Below are 13,746 nucleotides of genomic sequence, written 5' to 3' on the forward strand. Positions count from 1 at the left end.
CCCGCGGCGGCAGAGCGGCGCCCGCCGGGGGGCGGCGCCGGGCCCCGGTCGTGTGGAGCGGCAAGTCGCAGCCGGGCGATCCCGCGGCCAGCGGGCTGCTCCAGGCCGTGCGCAACTCCGGCACGGCCGCCGCGACCGCGACGACCGCGGTGCCCGTCGTGGGCGGCGGGTACGACGGCGGCTACGACAGCCGTTCGTACGACACCGGGGGCTACGACACCGGCGGGTTCGAGCCCGGCGGGTACGACGCGGGTGCCACGCAGGTCATCCCGCGCGTCGGGGTCGACGGCGGCAACGGCAGCGACGGCGGCAACGGCGGCAACGGCGACAACACGGTGCAGAGCCCCGCGGTCGGCGGTCGCGGTCGCGGCCGCTCCGGGGACGGGCCGCTGCTGCCGCCGATGCGGCAGGCGGTGGGCGCGTACGACGCGCCGCCGGCCGGCGCCCCCGGCGGCCGGTTCCGTGACGACGACCCGTACGGCCGCGACGGCGCCCACGACCGGGACGGCGGCTTCGACGAGGACGACGCCTACGACCGCGACGGTGCCTACGACCCCGACGGGGCGTACGACCGCGACGGCGCGTACGACCTGACCCCCGACGAGGACGAGCTCACCGAGACCGGCTCGCGCCCCCGCGCACGCGCCGGCGCCGACCAGGCCGTGCGCCACGCGTACTTCCCCGGCCGCCGGATGAACCTCGGCGTGGTCCTGCTCCCGCTGCGCGTCTTCCTCGGCCTGATCTCCGTCTACGCCGGCATGGGCAAGCTGTGCGACCCCGTCTACTTCGACGGCGGCGAGCGCGGCTCCATGGTCAAGTGGCTGACCTCGCTGCACCCGTGGGCGCTGGCCGAGCCGCTGCGCGACTTCGCGCTCTCCCACCCGGTGGGCGCGGGACTGAGCGTCGCGTTCCTCCAGATCGTCGCCGGCGTGCTGACCGCGCTCGGCCTCTGGCAGCGCGTGGCCGCCTCGCTCGGCGCGCTGCTGTCCGCGGCCCTCCTGGTCACGGTCAGCTGGAAGACCGTCCCCGCGTACGACGCGCCGGACATCATCTACCTGGCCGCCTGGTCGCCGCTGATCATCGCCGGGGCGCCCGTCTACTCCGTCGACGGCAAGCTCGCGGGCGACGCCTGGCGGCGGCTCGGGCCCCGCTCCAGCCTGCTGGACCTGCGGCGATACGTGCTGCGGCGCGGCACGGTCGTGGCGAGCGTCGTGATCGGCGTGACGCTGCTGGTGGGTTCGGTGCTCGGCGGCGCGGTCCGCTCGTCGGGCGTGGTCACCGTGCCCGGCCCCAACCACGACCCGGTCAACCAGCTCCCGGGCGAGCCGCTGCCGCAGGACTCCGCAGGCCGCACCACGGCCTCCGGCACGCCGGGCACCGGAGACCACGGCAAGGGCGCCGCGCGCAGCGAGGAGCCGTCCGCCGGCCGTTCGCACAGCCCGGCGGCGGGCGGGCGGACCGCTCCCGGTACGCCGGACGCCACCACCAGCACCGGTGGCGGCACCGCCACGGGCGCCACGCAGGGCGGCACCCCGACGCAGGGCCTGTCCAGCGGCGGCGGCAGCAGCACCGGCGCCACGTCCGGCACCACCCGGCAGCAGGCGCCGCCGGCGGTCGGCGGGCAGAACGTGGCTCCGTCCACCAGCGGTTCGGCGAGCGCCGGTTCCTCGTCGAGCGGCGGCCAGACGTCCTCGGGCGGCGACGAGAGCGGCGACTCGTCGAGCGGCTCGTCCACCGGCGGCGGCAGCCCCATCGGGGGGCTGCTCGGCTGAGGCCCGCGCCGCGAGGGACCCGGAAGGGCCGCACGCGGACGGCACGCGACACAGCGAGGGGCGCCGGACGGCCGCGAGGCCGGCCCGGCGCCCCTCGGCCGTGTGCGCGCGGGGCACGTCGGTGCCAGGTGTCCGGTGCTTGGTGTCCCGTGCTCGGTCCGCTGCTCGGTCCCCGTGCTCGGTGCCCCGTGCCCGGTCTCCTTGCTCGGTGCCTGGCGGGCGGAGGTCGCGGACGGGTCAGGCGGGCAGGGTGGTGCCTGCCGCGAGTTCCTTCGCCGCCTGCGTGAGGTCCTTGGCGGTGTCGATGGCGCGCCAGTACGCGCCCTGCGGCAACGGGAAGCCCGCCAGGCGCCGTTCGCGTGCCAGGCGGGGGAAGGTCGTGCGCTCGTGGTCGCCGCGGTCCGGCAGCAGGGCCGTGAACTCGGAGGAGAACACGTACACACCGGCGTTGATCAGATAGGGCGACGGGGGCGCCTCGATGAAGTCGAGGACGTGCCCGAACTCGTCGGTCTCCACGGCTCCCCACGGGATCCGCGGGCGGGCGAGGGCGAGCGTGGCCGCGGCGTCGCGCTCGGCGTGGAAGGCGGCCATCTCGCGCAGGGAGAAGCGCGTCCAGATGTCGCCGTTCGTCGCGTACCAGGGCTGGTCGGGCGCGGGCAGCCGGGCCGCGGCGTGCTTGAGGCCGCCACCGCGCCCCAGGGGCTCCGACTCGACGACGGTGGTGACCCGCAGCGGCAGGTCGGCCGCCGACGACTCCAGCCAGTCCTGGAGGACTTCGGCGAGGTGCCCGCAGGACACGACGGCGTCCGTGACGCCCTCGGCGGCGAGCCAGGACAGCTGGTGGCCGATGATCGGCGTGCCCGTGCCGGGGATCTCGACCATCGGCTTGGGACGGTCGTCGGTGTACGGGCGCAGCCGCGACCCCTGGCCGCCCGCCAGTACGACCGCCTGCGTCGGAAACGTATGCATGGCGAGCACCCTATGCGGGGCGGCGGGGCGGCCGTCCCCGAGGCCGCGCGGGCGGGAGCGTGACCGCGTGCACGGCGGGAAGCGCGCGAGGAAGCACGGCAGGGGAGCGAGGCGCCGGGCAGTTCGGGGCGCGGGCACGTGCCGGGCAAGGCGCGGGCACGTGCCGGGCGGGGCGCCCTGGGGCAAGGCGCGGGCCGGGGCGTGGCTGGCGGGCGCATGCAGCCGAGCGCCGGGCCCGAGCGTGCGGACGCCCGGGCGGGAGGTGTTCGTGAGCGGTGCCGGTCGGCAAAGGCGCCGACCGGCCCGGCTCAGCTGCTGGCGGCCTGCTGCGAGACGCCGTACGCGAAGGACGTGTCGCACACCGGGCGCGAGAACGACTGCGCGCGCGTGGGCCCGTAGTGCTGGACCGCCGCACGGCCGAGGGCCCGCGCGATCGCCATGCAGTGCCTGGCGAGGGAGGGGCGTGCCTCGACCTCGCGCTGGAGGTGGGTGAGGGCGATGCCCGGGTCCTTCTCCTGAAGCTCCACCAGGAGCTTGTCGCGGAGAATATCCTGGGGCGTGCGGGACTTGGCAGGAGCCGACGCGGTCTCCGAGGAGGCCGTCAGGGCCTGCGTCTCGGGCGAGGTCGCCCAGGGGACGCGGGCCACCGCGAGGGTCCCGGACAGCACCAGGACGACGGGCAGTACGAAAGCGAGAGTTCGGCCGATACGCCGTGCTGAGTGAGTCACGAGGGCGAGCGTAGCGGCCGGTAGTGATATGGCGACATTTAGTCACCCGCGCGAGCGATGGTTCGAAGGTTTCTTTCGAATTCCGTGTTGACGGGCCCTGGTTGCGCAAGCCGATATGTCGACTCGTGTCACCCGGTGCCCGCGACCTTCCGGCCTGCTCGGCCGCCCCCGCGGCCGGACTCGTTCCGCCGTGCCGCCCGCCTCGCCGCCGCGCGTACCGCGCACGCCTTCGGGTCGGGCGCGCGCTCCGGTCGAACCCGTGCACGGACGGGCGCCGGCCGCACCCCGCCGGCCCGCGCCCGTAGCCGCGCCGCACAGCATGCAATCCGCAGGTCCGGGCGCCGTGGCGGGCCTGGGCCCCGGCTGCTGGCCGCACCGGGCGCTCCGGCGCCCGTACGTCGTCCGGGCCCGGCCCGGTACGCCTTCGCCGCCGGGCGCGGGGGCCCGGGCTTCGTGCGCCCCCGGACACGCGTGTGGCCCCCGTACCGCGAAGGAGTACGGGGGCCACACGTCACGCGGCGGGCGGGCCGAAGGGGCCCGCGCAGCCGTACGGGTCAGTCGCTGAGGCGCTCGCCCGTCGAGGTGGAGAACACGTGGGTCTCACCCGCGCGCGGCACGACGTTGAGGGTCGCGCCCTTCTCCGGCACCGCGCGGCTGTTGCCGCGGATGACCAGGTCCTTGCGCTCGCCGTTCACCTCGATGGTGCCGAAGATGAAGGCGTCGGCGCCGGTCTCCTCGACCACGTTGACCGTGACCTCCAGGCCGGGGGCCGCGTCCTTCGTCAGCGTCTTCGCGTCGGAGGCGCCGCCACCGATGTCGAAGTGCTCGGGACGGACGCCCACGGTCACCGTCTTGTCGCCCTTGTCGGCGGCGGCCTTCAGCGCGTCACGGTTGACCGGTACGACGCTGTTGCCGAACTTCACGCCGCCGTCCGTGATGGGGACCTCGATGAGGTTCATCGCGGGCGAGCCGATGAAGCCGGCGACGAAGAGGTTCGCCGGGCGGTCGTACATGTTGCGCGGCGAGTCCACCTGCTGGAGCAGGCCGTCCTTGAGGACCGCGACGCGGTCGCCCATCGTCATGGCCTCGACCTGGTCGTGCGTGACGTACACGGTCGTGATGCCGAGGCGGCGCTGCAGCGACGCGATCTGCGTACGGGTGGAGACGCGGAGCTTGGCGTCGAGGTTCGACAGCGGCTCGTCCATGAGGAAGACCTGCGGCTCGCGGACGATGGCGCGGCCCATCGCGACACGCTGGCGCTGACCGCCGGAGAGCGCCTTCGGCTTGCGGTCCAGGTACTCCGAGAGGTCGAGGATCTTCGCGGCCTCCTCGACCTTCTTGCGGATCTCCGCCTTGTTCACGCCGGCGATCTTCAGGGCGAAGCCCATGTTGTCGGCGACGGACATGTGCGGGTAGAGCGCGTAGTTCTGGAACACCATGGCGATGTCCCGGTCCTTCGGCGGCAGGTGCGTGACGTCGCGCTCACCGATGCGGATGGCGCCGTCGTTCACGTCCTCGAGGCCCGCGAGCATGCGCAGCGAGGTGGACTTGCCACAGCCGGAGGGGCCGACGAGGACGAGGAACTCGCCGTCCGCGATGTCTATCTCGAGCTGGTCGACGGCGGGCTTGGTGCCACCCGGGTATATGCGGGTCGCCTTGTCGAACGTGACAGTAGCCATGGCGGTATGTCCCTTCACCGGCAGGAACGTGCCGGACGATCCGAGTAAAGGAATGGCTCTCCCACCGACGAGTGGAAGAGAGGTCTGTTTCACCTGGGTGAACTGGGGGTGACGGTACCCGGCGTTTTGCGATCTGTCAGCAGTCGGGGACCAGGCAATTTCCCGCCCGCGGCCCGCCCGCGGGCCCGGCGGCACGGCGCGTCCCAGCGCACGACCCCCGCGACCTGCCCGGCGTCACCCACCGCCGTCCGCCCGTCGCTCAACGGATCGCACACCGCCCGCACACCGCCCGCACACCGCCTTCAACCCCTGGACGCGGGGGGATACGGGGAGGGGCGGGATGTGGGGACGCGGGGAAGGGCGGGATGCGGGCATGTGGACATGCGGGGACGCGGGGAAGGGCGGGCATGGCGGTCCGGGCGGGACGGTGTTGTCCAGGGCGGGGGGACGCCCTGGACGGGGCAGGGAGGTGCCCGGCGGGGAAGTGACCGGTGATAGCCGCCCGCGGGGGCGGGCCACCGCAGCGCGGCTTGCGTGCGGTCGGCGCGGCAGGCGCCCGGCTACCGTGGCGGCTTGCGTGCCCGGTCGGCGCGGTCGGTCCGGTCGGCCCGCGGGGAGGGGGTCGCGGCGACGGTGCGGTCCGGGCGGGCGACGCGGCCGACCCGGTCGGTCCGCTCGACGCGCCCGGCGATCTCGGCCTCCAACTCCGCGATCACGGCGCGCAGCCACTGCACGTCGGCACGCTTGGCCGCGGCGGCGGTAGTGATCATGCCTCGCCGGAAGCGGTCGGCCATCTCGTCGGCCCGCAGGGGCCGGCCCTGGACGTAGAAGTAGCTCGCTGGCCGGTCGTAGAAACTCAACCGCCTTCGCAGTACCCGTAGTTGAGCGGCAGGGTCGTCCAGCCGGCCCAGGAACGCGAGCAGGATCATGAAGGAGTCGCGGTCGGTGATCTCGACGGGGGTCGGCTCGCTGAGCCGGCGCAGGAACTCCTGCGTCCCCGCGTCGGTCAGTGTGAACACCTGCCGACGCGCGGCACCACTGCCGGGCGCCTCGTTGCGCACCACGAACCCGGCGCGCCGCAGCCGGTCCAGCGCGGGGTAGAGGGCCCCGTCGCTCACGGGGCGGATGTGGCCGGACAGTCCGGAGATCCGGTTGCGAAGTTCATAGGCGTGGAGGGGCTGTTCGGCGAGGAACCCGAGGATGCTCAGGGACAGCATGCGCCTACGATGCCATGCCCGAAGGGCCCCCGACCCCGGCCGGAGACCGCCCGCCCGCGCACACCGCGCGAGCGCCGCCACCCGCGCAGGACCCCGTGAACGCTCCCGCCCCCGCACGGCACGCGGCCCCGGCACGAGGAACCCGACACGACCGCAGGCGTCCGCCGCGCCGGCCGGCCCCCGGGAACGGCCCCCGATCAGCCCCTGAGCCCCTCCCGGGCCGGGAAGCCGGTGGCTGGCGCTTCGCGCCGCTGTGTACAGTAGGACCGCCTCGGATCCTGTGAAAACGGTCCGATTCGCCTCCTTAGCTCAGCTGGCCAGAGCAACGCACTTGTAATGCGTAGGTCGTCGGTTCGAATCCGACAGGGGGCTCAACTGGGAACCCCAGGTCACTTGGCTCGTGACCTGGGGTTTTGTCGTTCAGGGAGTGCGATTGCGACGCCGGGGGAGCCTGCTGCGGGTGCCAGAGGTCTCAGTTCTGGTCTCAGTCGACGTCGAGAGCGGGGGTGGCGTGCTCAGCGCCGTACGGGCTGCACGTGTGAACGCCTGCCGGTCGATCTCATGCTGTTCCCGGCTCAAGATGAGTTCTGCTCCCACCGGGAACGCTTGCTCCGATGCTGCTGAGAGTCGTTCAAAGTTTTCTGTAAGTGCGTCACGAGCGGCGCTGGCGACCTGACGGTACTGCTGCATGCTCTCCAGCGCTGCACGGAGCACTGGGTGTCCATCCAAGTCACGCAGGTCTCGCCCTTGTGCCCGATACGACGTCACGAGGTTTGTGAGGTCTCGATTCCGGCGCTGGAACTCTGCTGTCGCCTCGGCTAGGGCGTTGTTGTCGATGGGACGTCCGTCCACGTCAGCGACCGCTTCTTGGACCTCGGTGGTGAGTCGAGCAACGATCTTTACGTCTCGCTCCATTGTCTTAGATAGAGACTCAGCGGCACGCGTGACATCCAAGGGGCCGAGTATGGCGATGCGCCGTGCTCGCTCAGCCATGCGGACTGCGGCCACTCGAAGGGTTTCCAACGCCGCTGAATCGGAAGCGTAATCCTCGGCAGGCGTCTGGGTGATGCGCAGGCACTCATCCCAGGCTGCAAGGAAGCTCTCATACGCGGTCATGCGCTCTTGCCGCATCCAGTGACCGTGCTCGACGGCACCTTGATCCTGCACCTGCCGTCGAACGCCCTCGGCGTTCTTCTCTGCACCGAACCTGGCTGCTCGCGCCCCAACGAGTGCACCCCAGCCAGTCGCTGCAAGCCCGATGACTGCGATTGCGAGAGGAATCACGAAGTCTTTCACGGCGGTACATTATGTCCGTCAGTCAATGGACTGGGAAGTCCTGTACCCGCCTGCTGCTACTGGCCCCAGGCCGAAAGGCCATCTCGTCCTGGGGCATTGCTTTCAGCGGATACGACGCCGCCTCCGGGACCGCGCCGCTTTGCTGTCGGTGGTCTCATCCAGGGTCGCGGGGATGTCGGGGGTGAGCTGGGAGCCAGGGACGAAGAACTCGCCCATGCGCCGCATGGCGTCCTTCGATAGGTGGGACCGGCCCTTTACGTAGCGGCGGGTCTGGCTGATCTGGGTGTGCCGCAGGATCTCCATGATCGTGGGCATGTCGACGCCCAACTCGTTCAGGATCGTGCCGGCCGTGTGGCGGCTCCCGTCGTACAGGCGGCGGTCGTCGATTCCGGCCTCGGCGAGCAGCTCCTTGAACTCCTCGTAGTCCTGCCGGGGATCGAGCGGCCGGCCGTCCGGCCGAGAGAACACAACATGATGTTCCTCCCACAGCTCACCAGCGGCGGCCTGCATCTCCTCCTGTCGGGCCTTGTGGTCGTTCAGGAACGGGATGAAGGATCGAGTTCACTGGCTCGACCAGTCCCACCACGCGAGCACGGATGCCCCGAGGCGAGGCTGTCCATTATCGCGAGCGAGCGATGGAACTCGGCGTGCCCGATGACGCCATCCTGGTGGAGCCGCGTGCGACCAACACAGGCGAGAACATCGAGTTCACCAAGGAGGTGCTCGCAAGTGCAGGAATCGAGGCTTCGTCGGTCCTGCTCGTGAGTAAGCCGTACGAAGAGCGACGCTCCTACGCCATGATGCGGAAGTTCTGGCCGACGGTGGACATCGTGAGCGCGTCTTCGCCCATGGGGCTGGAGGAGTACGCCGACGCCGTCGGGATGCTCCGATGGTGATCGACATGATCGTGGGTGCTCTGCAGAGGGTTCTGGTTTTCCCTGAATGGGGTCTTGCCGTGCCGCAGGACGTGCCCCATGACGTCGTGTTGGCATACGGGCGGCTTTCCCAGCAGGGAATGACGAGCAGATTGTTGCCCACCAAAGCGGTGACCTGAAGGAAAAGAAGATTGAAACGCCAAGACCCCGTCGGTTCACCTGACGGGGTCTTGGCATAGATTAGGAACCTCAATTTTGCCCCTGCGCTTGGCGCTGGCTTTGAGTGAATCCTGATCAGGTCACCTTCCCGAACCTGATTGCCTCGTCGATCAAGTAGTCCGCACTTTGTTGCATTAGGGATTCACTCTTTGTGCGCCTGAGCTGATCGAGCCAATCCGGTATGTGGGCATTGGATTGCCTGATGTTCAGAATTCTGTCTTGTACGGAGCGGCAGTCGTCGATGCTTACTGTTAGCGTGCCTCGGACGCCCTGATTCCATAGCGAGAGGACTCTGCCTTCAGCCTTGGCTTTGGTTTCCGAACTCTCGCGATTAGATCTGATCATTTCAATAATCTCGCGCGCTGGTCCGAGAAGCGGCACGCACACTGCCGTCAAGGCCTGAGGCGTTGACAGGTGGGCGACCAGTGTGACGGTTACGCCCGAAGCCACCAAGAAGATCAATGCCCCTGTCAAGCAAGCTGCGTAGAATCGGTGCATTGACGCGCCCCAGCCGAGATTGCTGCGCTGGCAAATGAGGACGTCCAAAGGGCGATCGACATTTCGGGTATTAGGGTACCAATCTTTGGTGCGATTTCCACGGTATCTGGTCGCGGCCTCTGTTATTAGCGTTGGCGACGGATGATCGGCGGCGAAGTCGTTCCAGGGAAGTCCGAAGACCTGAGTGTCGAACTCCTCTTGGATGAATGAAGCTTCGCGACGTCTCCGTTTTTCCCTGTCGCTTGAGATGATCGACCAGAGGAACGCAATGGACCCACCTGTTGCTCCAACAACCACGCGCATGTCGGGAACGGCTACCGCAACGATGATAGTTAGCAAAGCTAGCGAAACCACCGTCATGATCCGGATGTCGTGGACCCGTTTCGCGTCCGTGTAAAGCTGAGCCTGCGCAGCGAGAAGGCGCCGAGATCGGGCGGTGTTTTGGGCGCTGAAAATCGGCTCTGTCTCTCCGGTGGCCATGTTCACTCACCCCCTATAGGCGTCGGAGTAAGGAAAACCTGTTCCCCAAATCTCCTGAAGTGCCTTGTTCATCTCCCACCGCTTTTCATCGCCAGCGGGCCAGGCAAAATATGCAGTGTCGAGATTCTGCTTCAACGTACGCAGTCGAGCTTTAGCAATTGTTCGGCTCGATTCGCTAGAACATGCTGTAATTCGGGAGACGAGCTTCGTTGGGTCATTTATTGCGGCGAGGTTGCTGTCAATCATCTTTGCAGCAATATGGCGGAGTGCGCTCAACGCCCAAACGCTGTCATTGTTCTTTCCGTATTCGGCGCAACGCATTTCCAGGTAGAAGGATGAGATTGGTACGCCATGCTCATACTTCCAAGCTTTGAGAAGCCTGGCTATTTCGCGAACGCTACCGTAGTGATTTCGATCCATTTCTGCTACGAACTTATTGTGCGCCTGAGGTGCCGCTTCGCGCCACTCGCCATTAGGGGCGGGGATTGATACGACCCTGTCGGCGTCCGTCTCTCCACTGATCAGAAACGCAGGTGTAATTTCGTATGCGGAGATTATTCCGTTGAACTTGACTGTAACTGTTGGTCGCGCTACGAACACCTCGTTCGCTTCCCACAGCTCTCTTTTCATGACGTCGCGAATTTTGTTCAGGATGGTGTTGGAGGAGGCCGGTTTATCTTCAAAATATATGCGAGCCATGTAGTCGACATCGCTGTAGGGCATGACTGCTGTTCCGTGCTGGAAAGAGCCACTTTGGAAGAATGCCATCAGATTAAACTCGGAGTTTAGGATTTCGTTGATCCGCTTGCGGTATTGACGTACCTCGGCCTTCTCCCAGTCCTTAGGGGCGCGATCTGCCAGGTACGCGTCGATTGCTTCGTAGAGTGCGGTCATGATCCACCCTTGTGGCCTGTGGTGCGCTACGCGCCCCGTGACCGAATCAGGCTAACCCGCCCCACCGACAACCGACTTGTTAGACATGATCACTTCGGGCCTCGCGTCATGATCTGTCAGATCGCTGGAGTGGAACGGCGGTTGGGCTCAGTTATGGTCTCAGTAGACCCGTGTAATGCGTAGGTCGTCGGTTCGAATCCGACAGGGGGCTCACCCGAACCCCAGGCCAGATACTCTCTGGCCTGGGGTTTTCTGTTGGATCTTGCCGGGCTGATCGGGCCGGTCGAGCAGGGCACGTTTCGCGGTTTCGGCGATCGGGCGGTCCTTCCCCGCACCGAAGGCCATCCAGTACTGGGCAGGCCCGTTCGAGTGCGGCCGGACGTGGAGTCCATCATTCCGGGTCGCCGCGTGCGTCGGCCCTCCCGCTGAGGGCCCGACGTACCTCCTGCCGCGCTCACAGCAGTCGGGTCAAGACGTCCCAGCCGTTGCGGGCTTGAACCAGGACGGTTCGCAAGAAGCCGGGGAAGACGGGGATCCCCCACGAGACAGCAGCCCAACACACCACGGCTCCCCGGCGTGGCCGACCGCCCCGTCGCCGTGGCCGCCCCGAGGTTCAGCGGCCCGCGCGCCTTGCCAGGCGGCGGACGTACGTGCGGCTCCAGCCGGTGATGCGGCTGATCTCGGCGTGGGCGCCGGGCTGCGGGTCCTGTTGGAGCGCCGCGACCGCCTCGGCCTGGAGGTCGGTGCGGGCCGCGTCGAGTGCGGCCTCGGCTTCGCGGTGGCGTTGGGCGGCGAGTTCGAGCTTTGCGGTGTCCATGCTGGCAGCCTTCCCGCGATGCGCCCCGTCAGTGGCGGGTCCGCCGGTGGCGGCGGATGAAGTGGAGAATTCTCCGTCAGTGCTACGCTCGCCGGATTGGAGAACTCTCCGTTTTCTTCGCTCGTTTTCTTCGCTTCGACGACGATGGGACATCCATGACGCTCACGGGCACCTCCTCCGCAGGGACCACCCCCGCCGGCACCCCCCGTCCCGGAGGTGCGGGAACGCTCGCGGGACGCACCGTCTCGCGTGTCGGGTACGGGGCGATGCAGTTGGAGCGGGTACGCGACGACCGGGCGGCCGGCGTGGCGCTGCTGCGCCGCGCCGTCGAACTCGGCGTCGACCACATCGACACGGCCCAGTTCTACGGCGACGGCCTGGCCAACGAGCTGATCCGCGAGGCCCTCCGGCCCGAGGACGAGGTCCTGGTCGTGAGCAAGGTCGGCGCGACACCCGTGCCGGGGCCCGTCCGGTTGCGTCTCGCGCAGAAGCCGCACGAGCTGCGGGCGAGTGTCGAGGACAACCTGGCGAGCCTCGGGGTCGACCGGATCCCGCTGGTCAATCTGCGCCGGGCGGACCGGGGACCCGGACTGCGGGCCGAGGGCGACCAGGTGGTGGACCTCGACGACCAGCTGGCGACCATGGTGGCGCTGAGGGACGAGGGCAAGATCGGGGCGATCGGGCTCAGCAGCGTGACCGCGGACGTCCTGCGCCGGGGCGTCCCGGCCGGCATCGCCTGCGTCCAGAACTCCTACAGCCTCGTCTCCCGCGACGACGAGGAACTGCTGGAGCTGTGCGTCGCCGAGGGCATCGCCTGGGTGCCGTACTTCCCGCTCGGCAGCGCGTTCCCCGCGATGCCGAAGGTGACCGACGAGCCCGCCGTGATCGCCGCGGCCCAGGCCCTCGGGTGCACGCCGTCCCAGGTCGGCCTGGCCTGGCTGCTGCACCGCGCGCCGAACGTCCTGCTCATCCCCGGCACCGCGAACGCCGAGCACCTGGCGGCCAACGTGGCGGCGGGAGCGGTCGCGCTGGACGGGGCGACGCTCGCCGCGCTGGACGCCGCCGGGGCGCGGGCGGGCGACGGATCCGCGGGCTGAGGTCCGTGCACGGCACGGCCCGGCTCGCCCCACCGGGCCAGTTCGCGCCGCCACGCGACGCGCCGGTTCCGGAGCGGGCCGCCACGGGACGCGCCGCCGCGGGGCGGGGCCGGTCGCGGAACGGTCGCTGCGGAGTGGCCGCCCTACCTCAACGCCGCCTCGCGCGCCGGGAGTCCCCCTCCTCGGCCCGGCGGACCAGGTCGAAGCAGAGGACCGCCGCCGCGCTGGAGACGTTCAGCGACTCGACGCCGCCCGACATGGGGATGCGCACCCAGCCGTCGATCCAGCGGCTCGCCGCCTCGGAGATGCCCTCGGTCTCGTTGCCGAGCACGAACGCCACGTCGTCGGGGTGGCGCTCGGTGTAGAGGGACTCCTCGGCCTCGCCCGACAGGCCGTAGATCCGGTAGCCCGCGTCCGACAGCGCCTCCAGGCCCTCGGCCGCCGTGCGGCAGCGCAGGATCGGCGCGTGGAAGGCGACCCCGGCCGATGCCTTGATCACCAGCGGGTCGACGCTCGGGGAGCCGACGCGCGGCAGGACCACGCCGGTCACGCCCGCCGCGGTGGCGGTACGCAGGATCATGCCGACGTTGGACGGGTTGTTCACGCCGTCCAGCACCAGGATTCCCCGGCCCTGCCCCGCTCGTTCCCGGGCGGGCCGCTCCAGGAACTCGGCCAGTGGCGCCATCCGCGGCGCGACGACGTCCGCGATGATGCCCTGGTCGTGCTTGCCGTTCCCGGCGAGCACCTTCACCCGGTGCGCGCTCGCCTCCCTGATCGGCACGCCCCGGCGGGAGGCGAGCCGGAGGATGCGGTCGAGGTTGTCGCCGCGTGCGTTGTCCGCCACGACCAGCTTGTCCACCCGCAGGCCGTCGTCCTGGAGCACTTCCAGGACCGGCATGCGCCCGTAGACCGTGATGAACGTGTCCTTGGGGGAACGGGCGGCGGCGGAGTCGGAGGCCGGGGCCGAGTGGGTCCTGGCGGAGGAGCGGGAGCCGTTCATGGGGCAATTGTTCCGCACCCGGGGACGGGCGGTGTCCGCGGGCGCCGATGACGCGGGAGCGGTGACGTCAGGGGAGCGGCGATGCCCGGGGAGCGGCGATGTCCCAGGGCGCGGCGATGCCCGGGGGGCGCCCGTCGGCCCGGGCGGAGGGCCCGCCGGCCTCCGGGAGGCCGGCGCGCGTCCCCCGGCGTCGCCACGGGCCGGG

11 protein-coding genes, 1 tRNA gene and 2 pseudogenes are annotated in these 13,746 nt (G+C 69.5%); 4 read left to right on the forward strand and 10 right to left on the reverse strand.

Translation table 11 applies throughout. The annotated features are described in order from the left end of the window. The coding region (locus L1885_RS12320) for a DoxX family protein (RefSeq protein ID WP_235797113.1) at positions 1-1,772 on the forward strand (1,772 nt) is incomplete at its 5' end. Positions 1,773-2,009: 237 nt separating this feature from the next. Here the strand turns inward: L1885_RS12320 and L1885_RS12325 are convergent. The 4 genes from L1885_RS12325 to L1885_RS12340 form a co-directional block, all read right to left on the reverse strand. Further along, the gene (locus L1885_RS12325; protein ID WP_235797114.1) at positions 2,010-2,741 is read right to left on the reverse strand and encodes a nucleotidyltransferase family protein; all 732 of its coding nucleotides are present in this window, start codon (positions 2,739-2,741) and stop codon (positions 2,010-2,012) included. A gap of 308 nt (positions 2,742-3,049) precedes the next feature. Further along, entirely contained in the window at positions 3,050-3,469 is a 420-nt protein-coding gene (locus tag L1885_RS12330; protein ID WP_235797115.1) for a hypothetical protein, read from the reverse strand. Between the two features lie 554 nt (positions 3,470-4,023). Next, positions 4,024-5,148, reverse strand: a complete 1,125-nt coding sequence (locus tag L1885_RS12335; RefSeq protein ID WP_235797116.1) for an ABC transporter ATP-binding protein — start codon at positions 5,146-5,148, stop codon at positions 4,024-4,026. Between the two features lie 560 nt (positions 5,149-5,708). Next, positions 5,709-6,365 carry a PadR family transcriptional regulator gene (locus L1885_RS12340; protein ID WP_308117313.1) on the reverse strand — a complete coding sequence of 219 codons (657 nt, stop codon included), beginning with the start codon at positions 6,363-6,365 and terminating at the stop codon, positions 5,709-5,711. Positions 6,366-6,663: 298 nt separating this feature from the next. Between L1885_RS12340 and L1885_RS12345 the strand changes: the two genes are divergently transcribed. Beyond that, positions 6,664-6,737: transfer RNA gene (locus L1885_RS12345), tRNA-Thr, on the forward strand. A gap of 48 nt (positions 6,738-6,785) precedes the next feature. Here L1885_RS12345 and L1885_RS12350 read toward each other — a convergent pair. Next, positions 6,786-7,661 carry a hypothetical protein gene (locus tag L1885_RS12350; protein ID WP_235797117.1) on the reverse strand — a complete coding sequence of 292 codons (876 nt, stop codon included), beginning with the start codon at positions 7,659-7,661 and terminating at the stop codon, positions 6,786-6,788. A 102-nt stretch (positions 7,662-7,763) separates the two neighbouring features. Continuing rightward, positions 7,764-8,213 (reverse strand): annotated as a pseudogene (locus L1885_RS12355) (tyrosine-type recombinase/integrase); the annotation flags it as partial. Positions 8,214-8,215: 2 nt separating this feature from the next. On the opposite strand from L1885_RS12355, the pseudogene L1885_RS12360 reads away from it, so the two are divergent. Beyond that, positions 8,216-8,715 (forward strand): annotated as a pseudogene (locus L1885_RS12360) (YdcF family protein). 115 nt (positions 8,716-8,830) lie between these two features. Here L1885_RS12360 and L1885_RS12365 read toward each other — a convergent pair. The 3 genes from L1885_RS12365 to L1885_RS12375 form a co-directional block, all read right to left on the reverse strand. Further along, complete coding sequence (locus L1885_RS12365; RefSeq protein WP_235797122.1) at positions 8,831-9,733, reverse strand: S-4TM family putative pore-forming effector; 903 nt, start codon at positions 9,731-9,733, stop codon at positions 8,831-8,833. A 6-nt stretch (positions 9,734-9,739) separates the two neighbouring features. Next, complete coding sequence (locus tag L1885_RS12370; RefSeq protein ID WP_235797118.1) at positions 9,740-10,627, reverse strand: nucleotidyltransferase domain-containing protein; 888 nt, start codon at positions 10,625-10,627, stop codon at positions 9,740-9,742. A gap of 613 nt (positions 10,628-11,240) precedes the next feature. After that, complete coding sequence (locus tag L1885_RS12375) at positions 11,241-11,444, reverse strand: hypothetical protein (RefSeq protein ID WP_235797119.1); 204 nt, start codon at positions 11,442-11,444, stop codon at positions 11,241-11,243. A gap of 155 nt (positions 11,445-11,599) precedes the next feature. On the opposite strand from L1885_RS12375, the gene L1885_RS12380 reads away from it, so the two are divergent. Next, positions 11,600-12,541 (forward strand): aldo/keto reductase, encoded by a 942-nt coding sequence (locus L1885_RS12380; RefSeq protein ID WP_235797120.1) that lies wholly within the window; start codon positions 11,600-11,602, stop codon positions 12,539-12,541. Between the two features lie 148 nt (positions 12,542-12,689). Here L1885_RS12380 and L1885_RS12385 read toward each other — a convergent pair whose 3' ends face one another. Continuing rightward, complete coding sequence (locus tag L1885_RS12385; protein ID WP_235797121.1) at positions 12,690-13,541, reverse strand: TrmH family RNA methyltransferase; 852 nt, start codon at positions 13,539-13,541, stop codon at positions 12,690-12,692. Positions 13,542-13,746: the final 205 nt, after the last annotated feature.

Origin of the sequence: Streptomyces fuscigenes (assembly GCF_021556455.1) — a bacterium.
Taxonomy (GTDB): domain Bacteria; phylum Actinomycetota; class Actinomycetes; order Streptomycetales; family Streptomycetaceae; genus Streptomyces; species Streptomyces fuscigenes.

What these genes read in the sequence shown, in the direction of transcription:
- L1885_RS12325 (WP_235797114.1), bottom strand. Translation starts at nt 2,741, where the DNA reads ATGCATACGTTTCCGACGCAGGCGGTCGTACTGGCGGGCGGCCAGGGG.
- L1885_RS12335 (WP_235797116.1), bottom strand. Translation starts at nt 5,148, where the DNA reads ATGGCTACTGTCACGTTCGACAAGGCGACCCGCATATACCCGGGTGGC.
- L1885_RS12340 (WP_308117313.1), bottom strand. Translation starts at nt 6,365, where the DNA reads ATGCTGTCCCTGAGCATCCTCGGGTTCCTCGCCGAACAGCCCCTCCAC.
- L1885_RS12365 (WP_235797122.1), bottom strand. Translation starts at nt 9,733, where the DNA reads ATGGCCACCGGAGAGACAGAGCCGATTTTCAGCGCCCAAAACACCGCC.
- L1885_RS12370 (WP_235797118.1), bottom strand. Translation starts at nt 10,627, where the DNA reads ATGACCGCACTCTACGAAGCAATCGACGCGTACCTGGCAGATCGCGCC.
- L1885_RS12375 (WP_235797119.1), bottom strand. Translation starts at nt 11,444, where the DNA reads ATGGACACCGCAAAGCTCGAACTCGCCGCCCAACGCCACCGCGAAGCC.
- L1885_RS12380 (WP_235797120.1), top strand. Translation starts at nt 11,600, where the DNA reads ATGACGCTCACGGGCACCTCCTCCGCAGGGACCACCCCCGCCGGCACC.
- L1885_RS12385 (WP_235797121.1), bottom strand. Translation starts at nt 13,541, where the DNA reads ATGAACGGCTCCCGCTCCTCCGCCAGGACCCACTCGGCCCCGGCCTCC.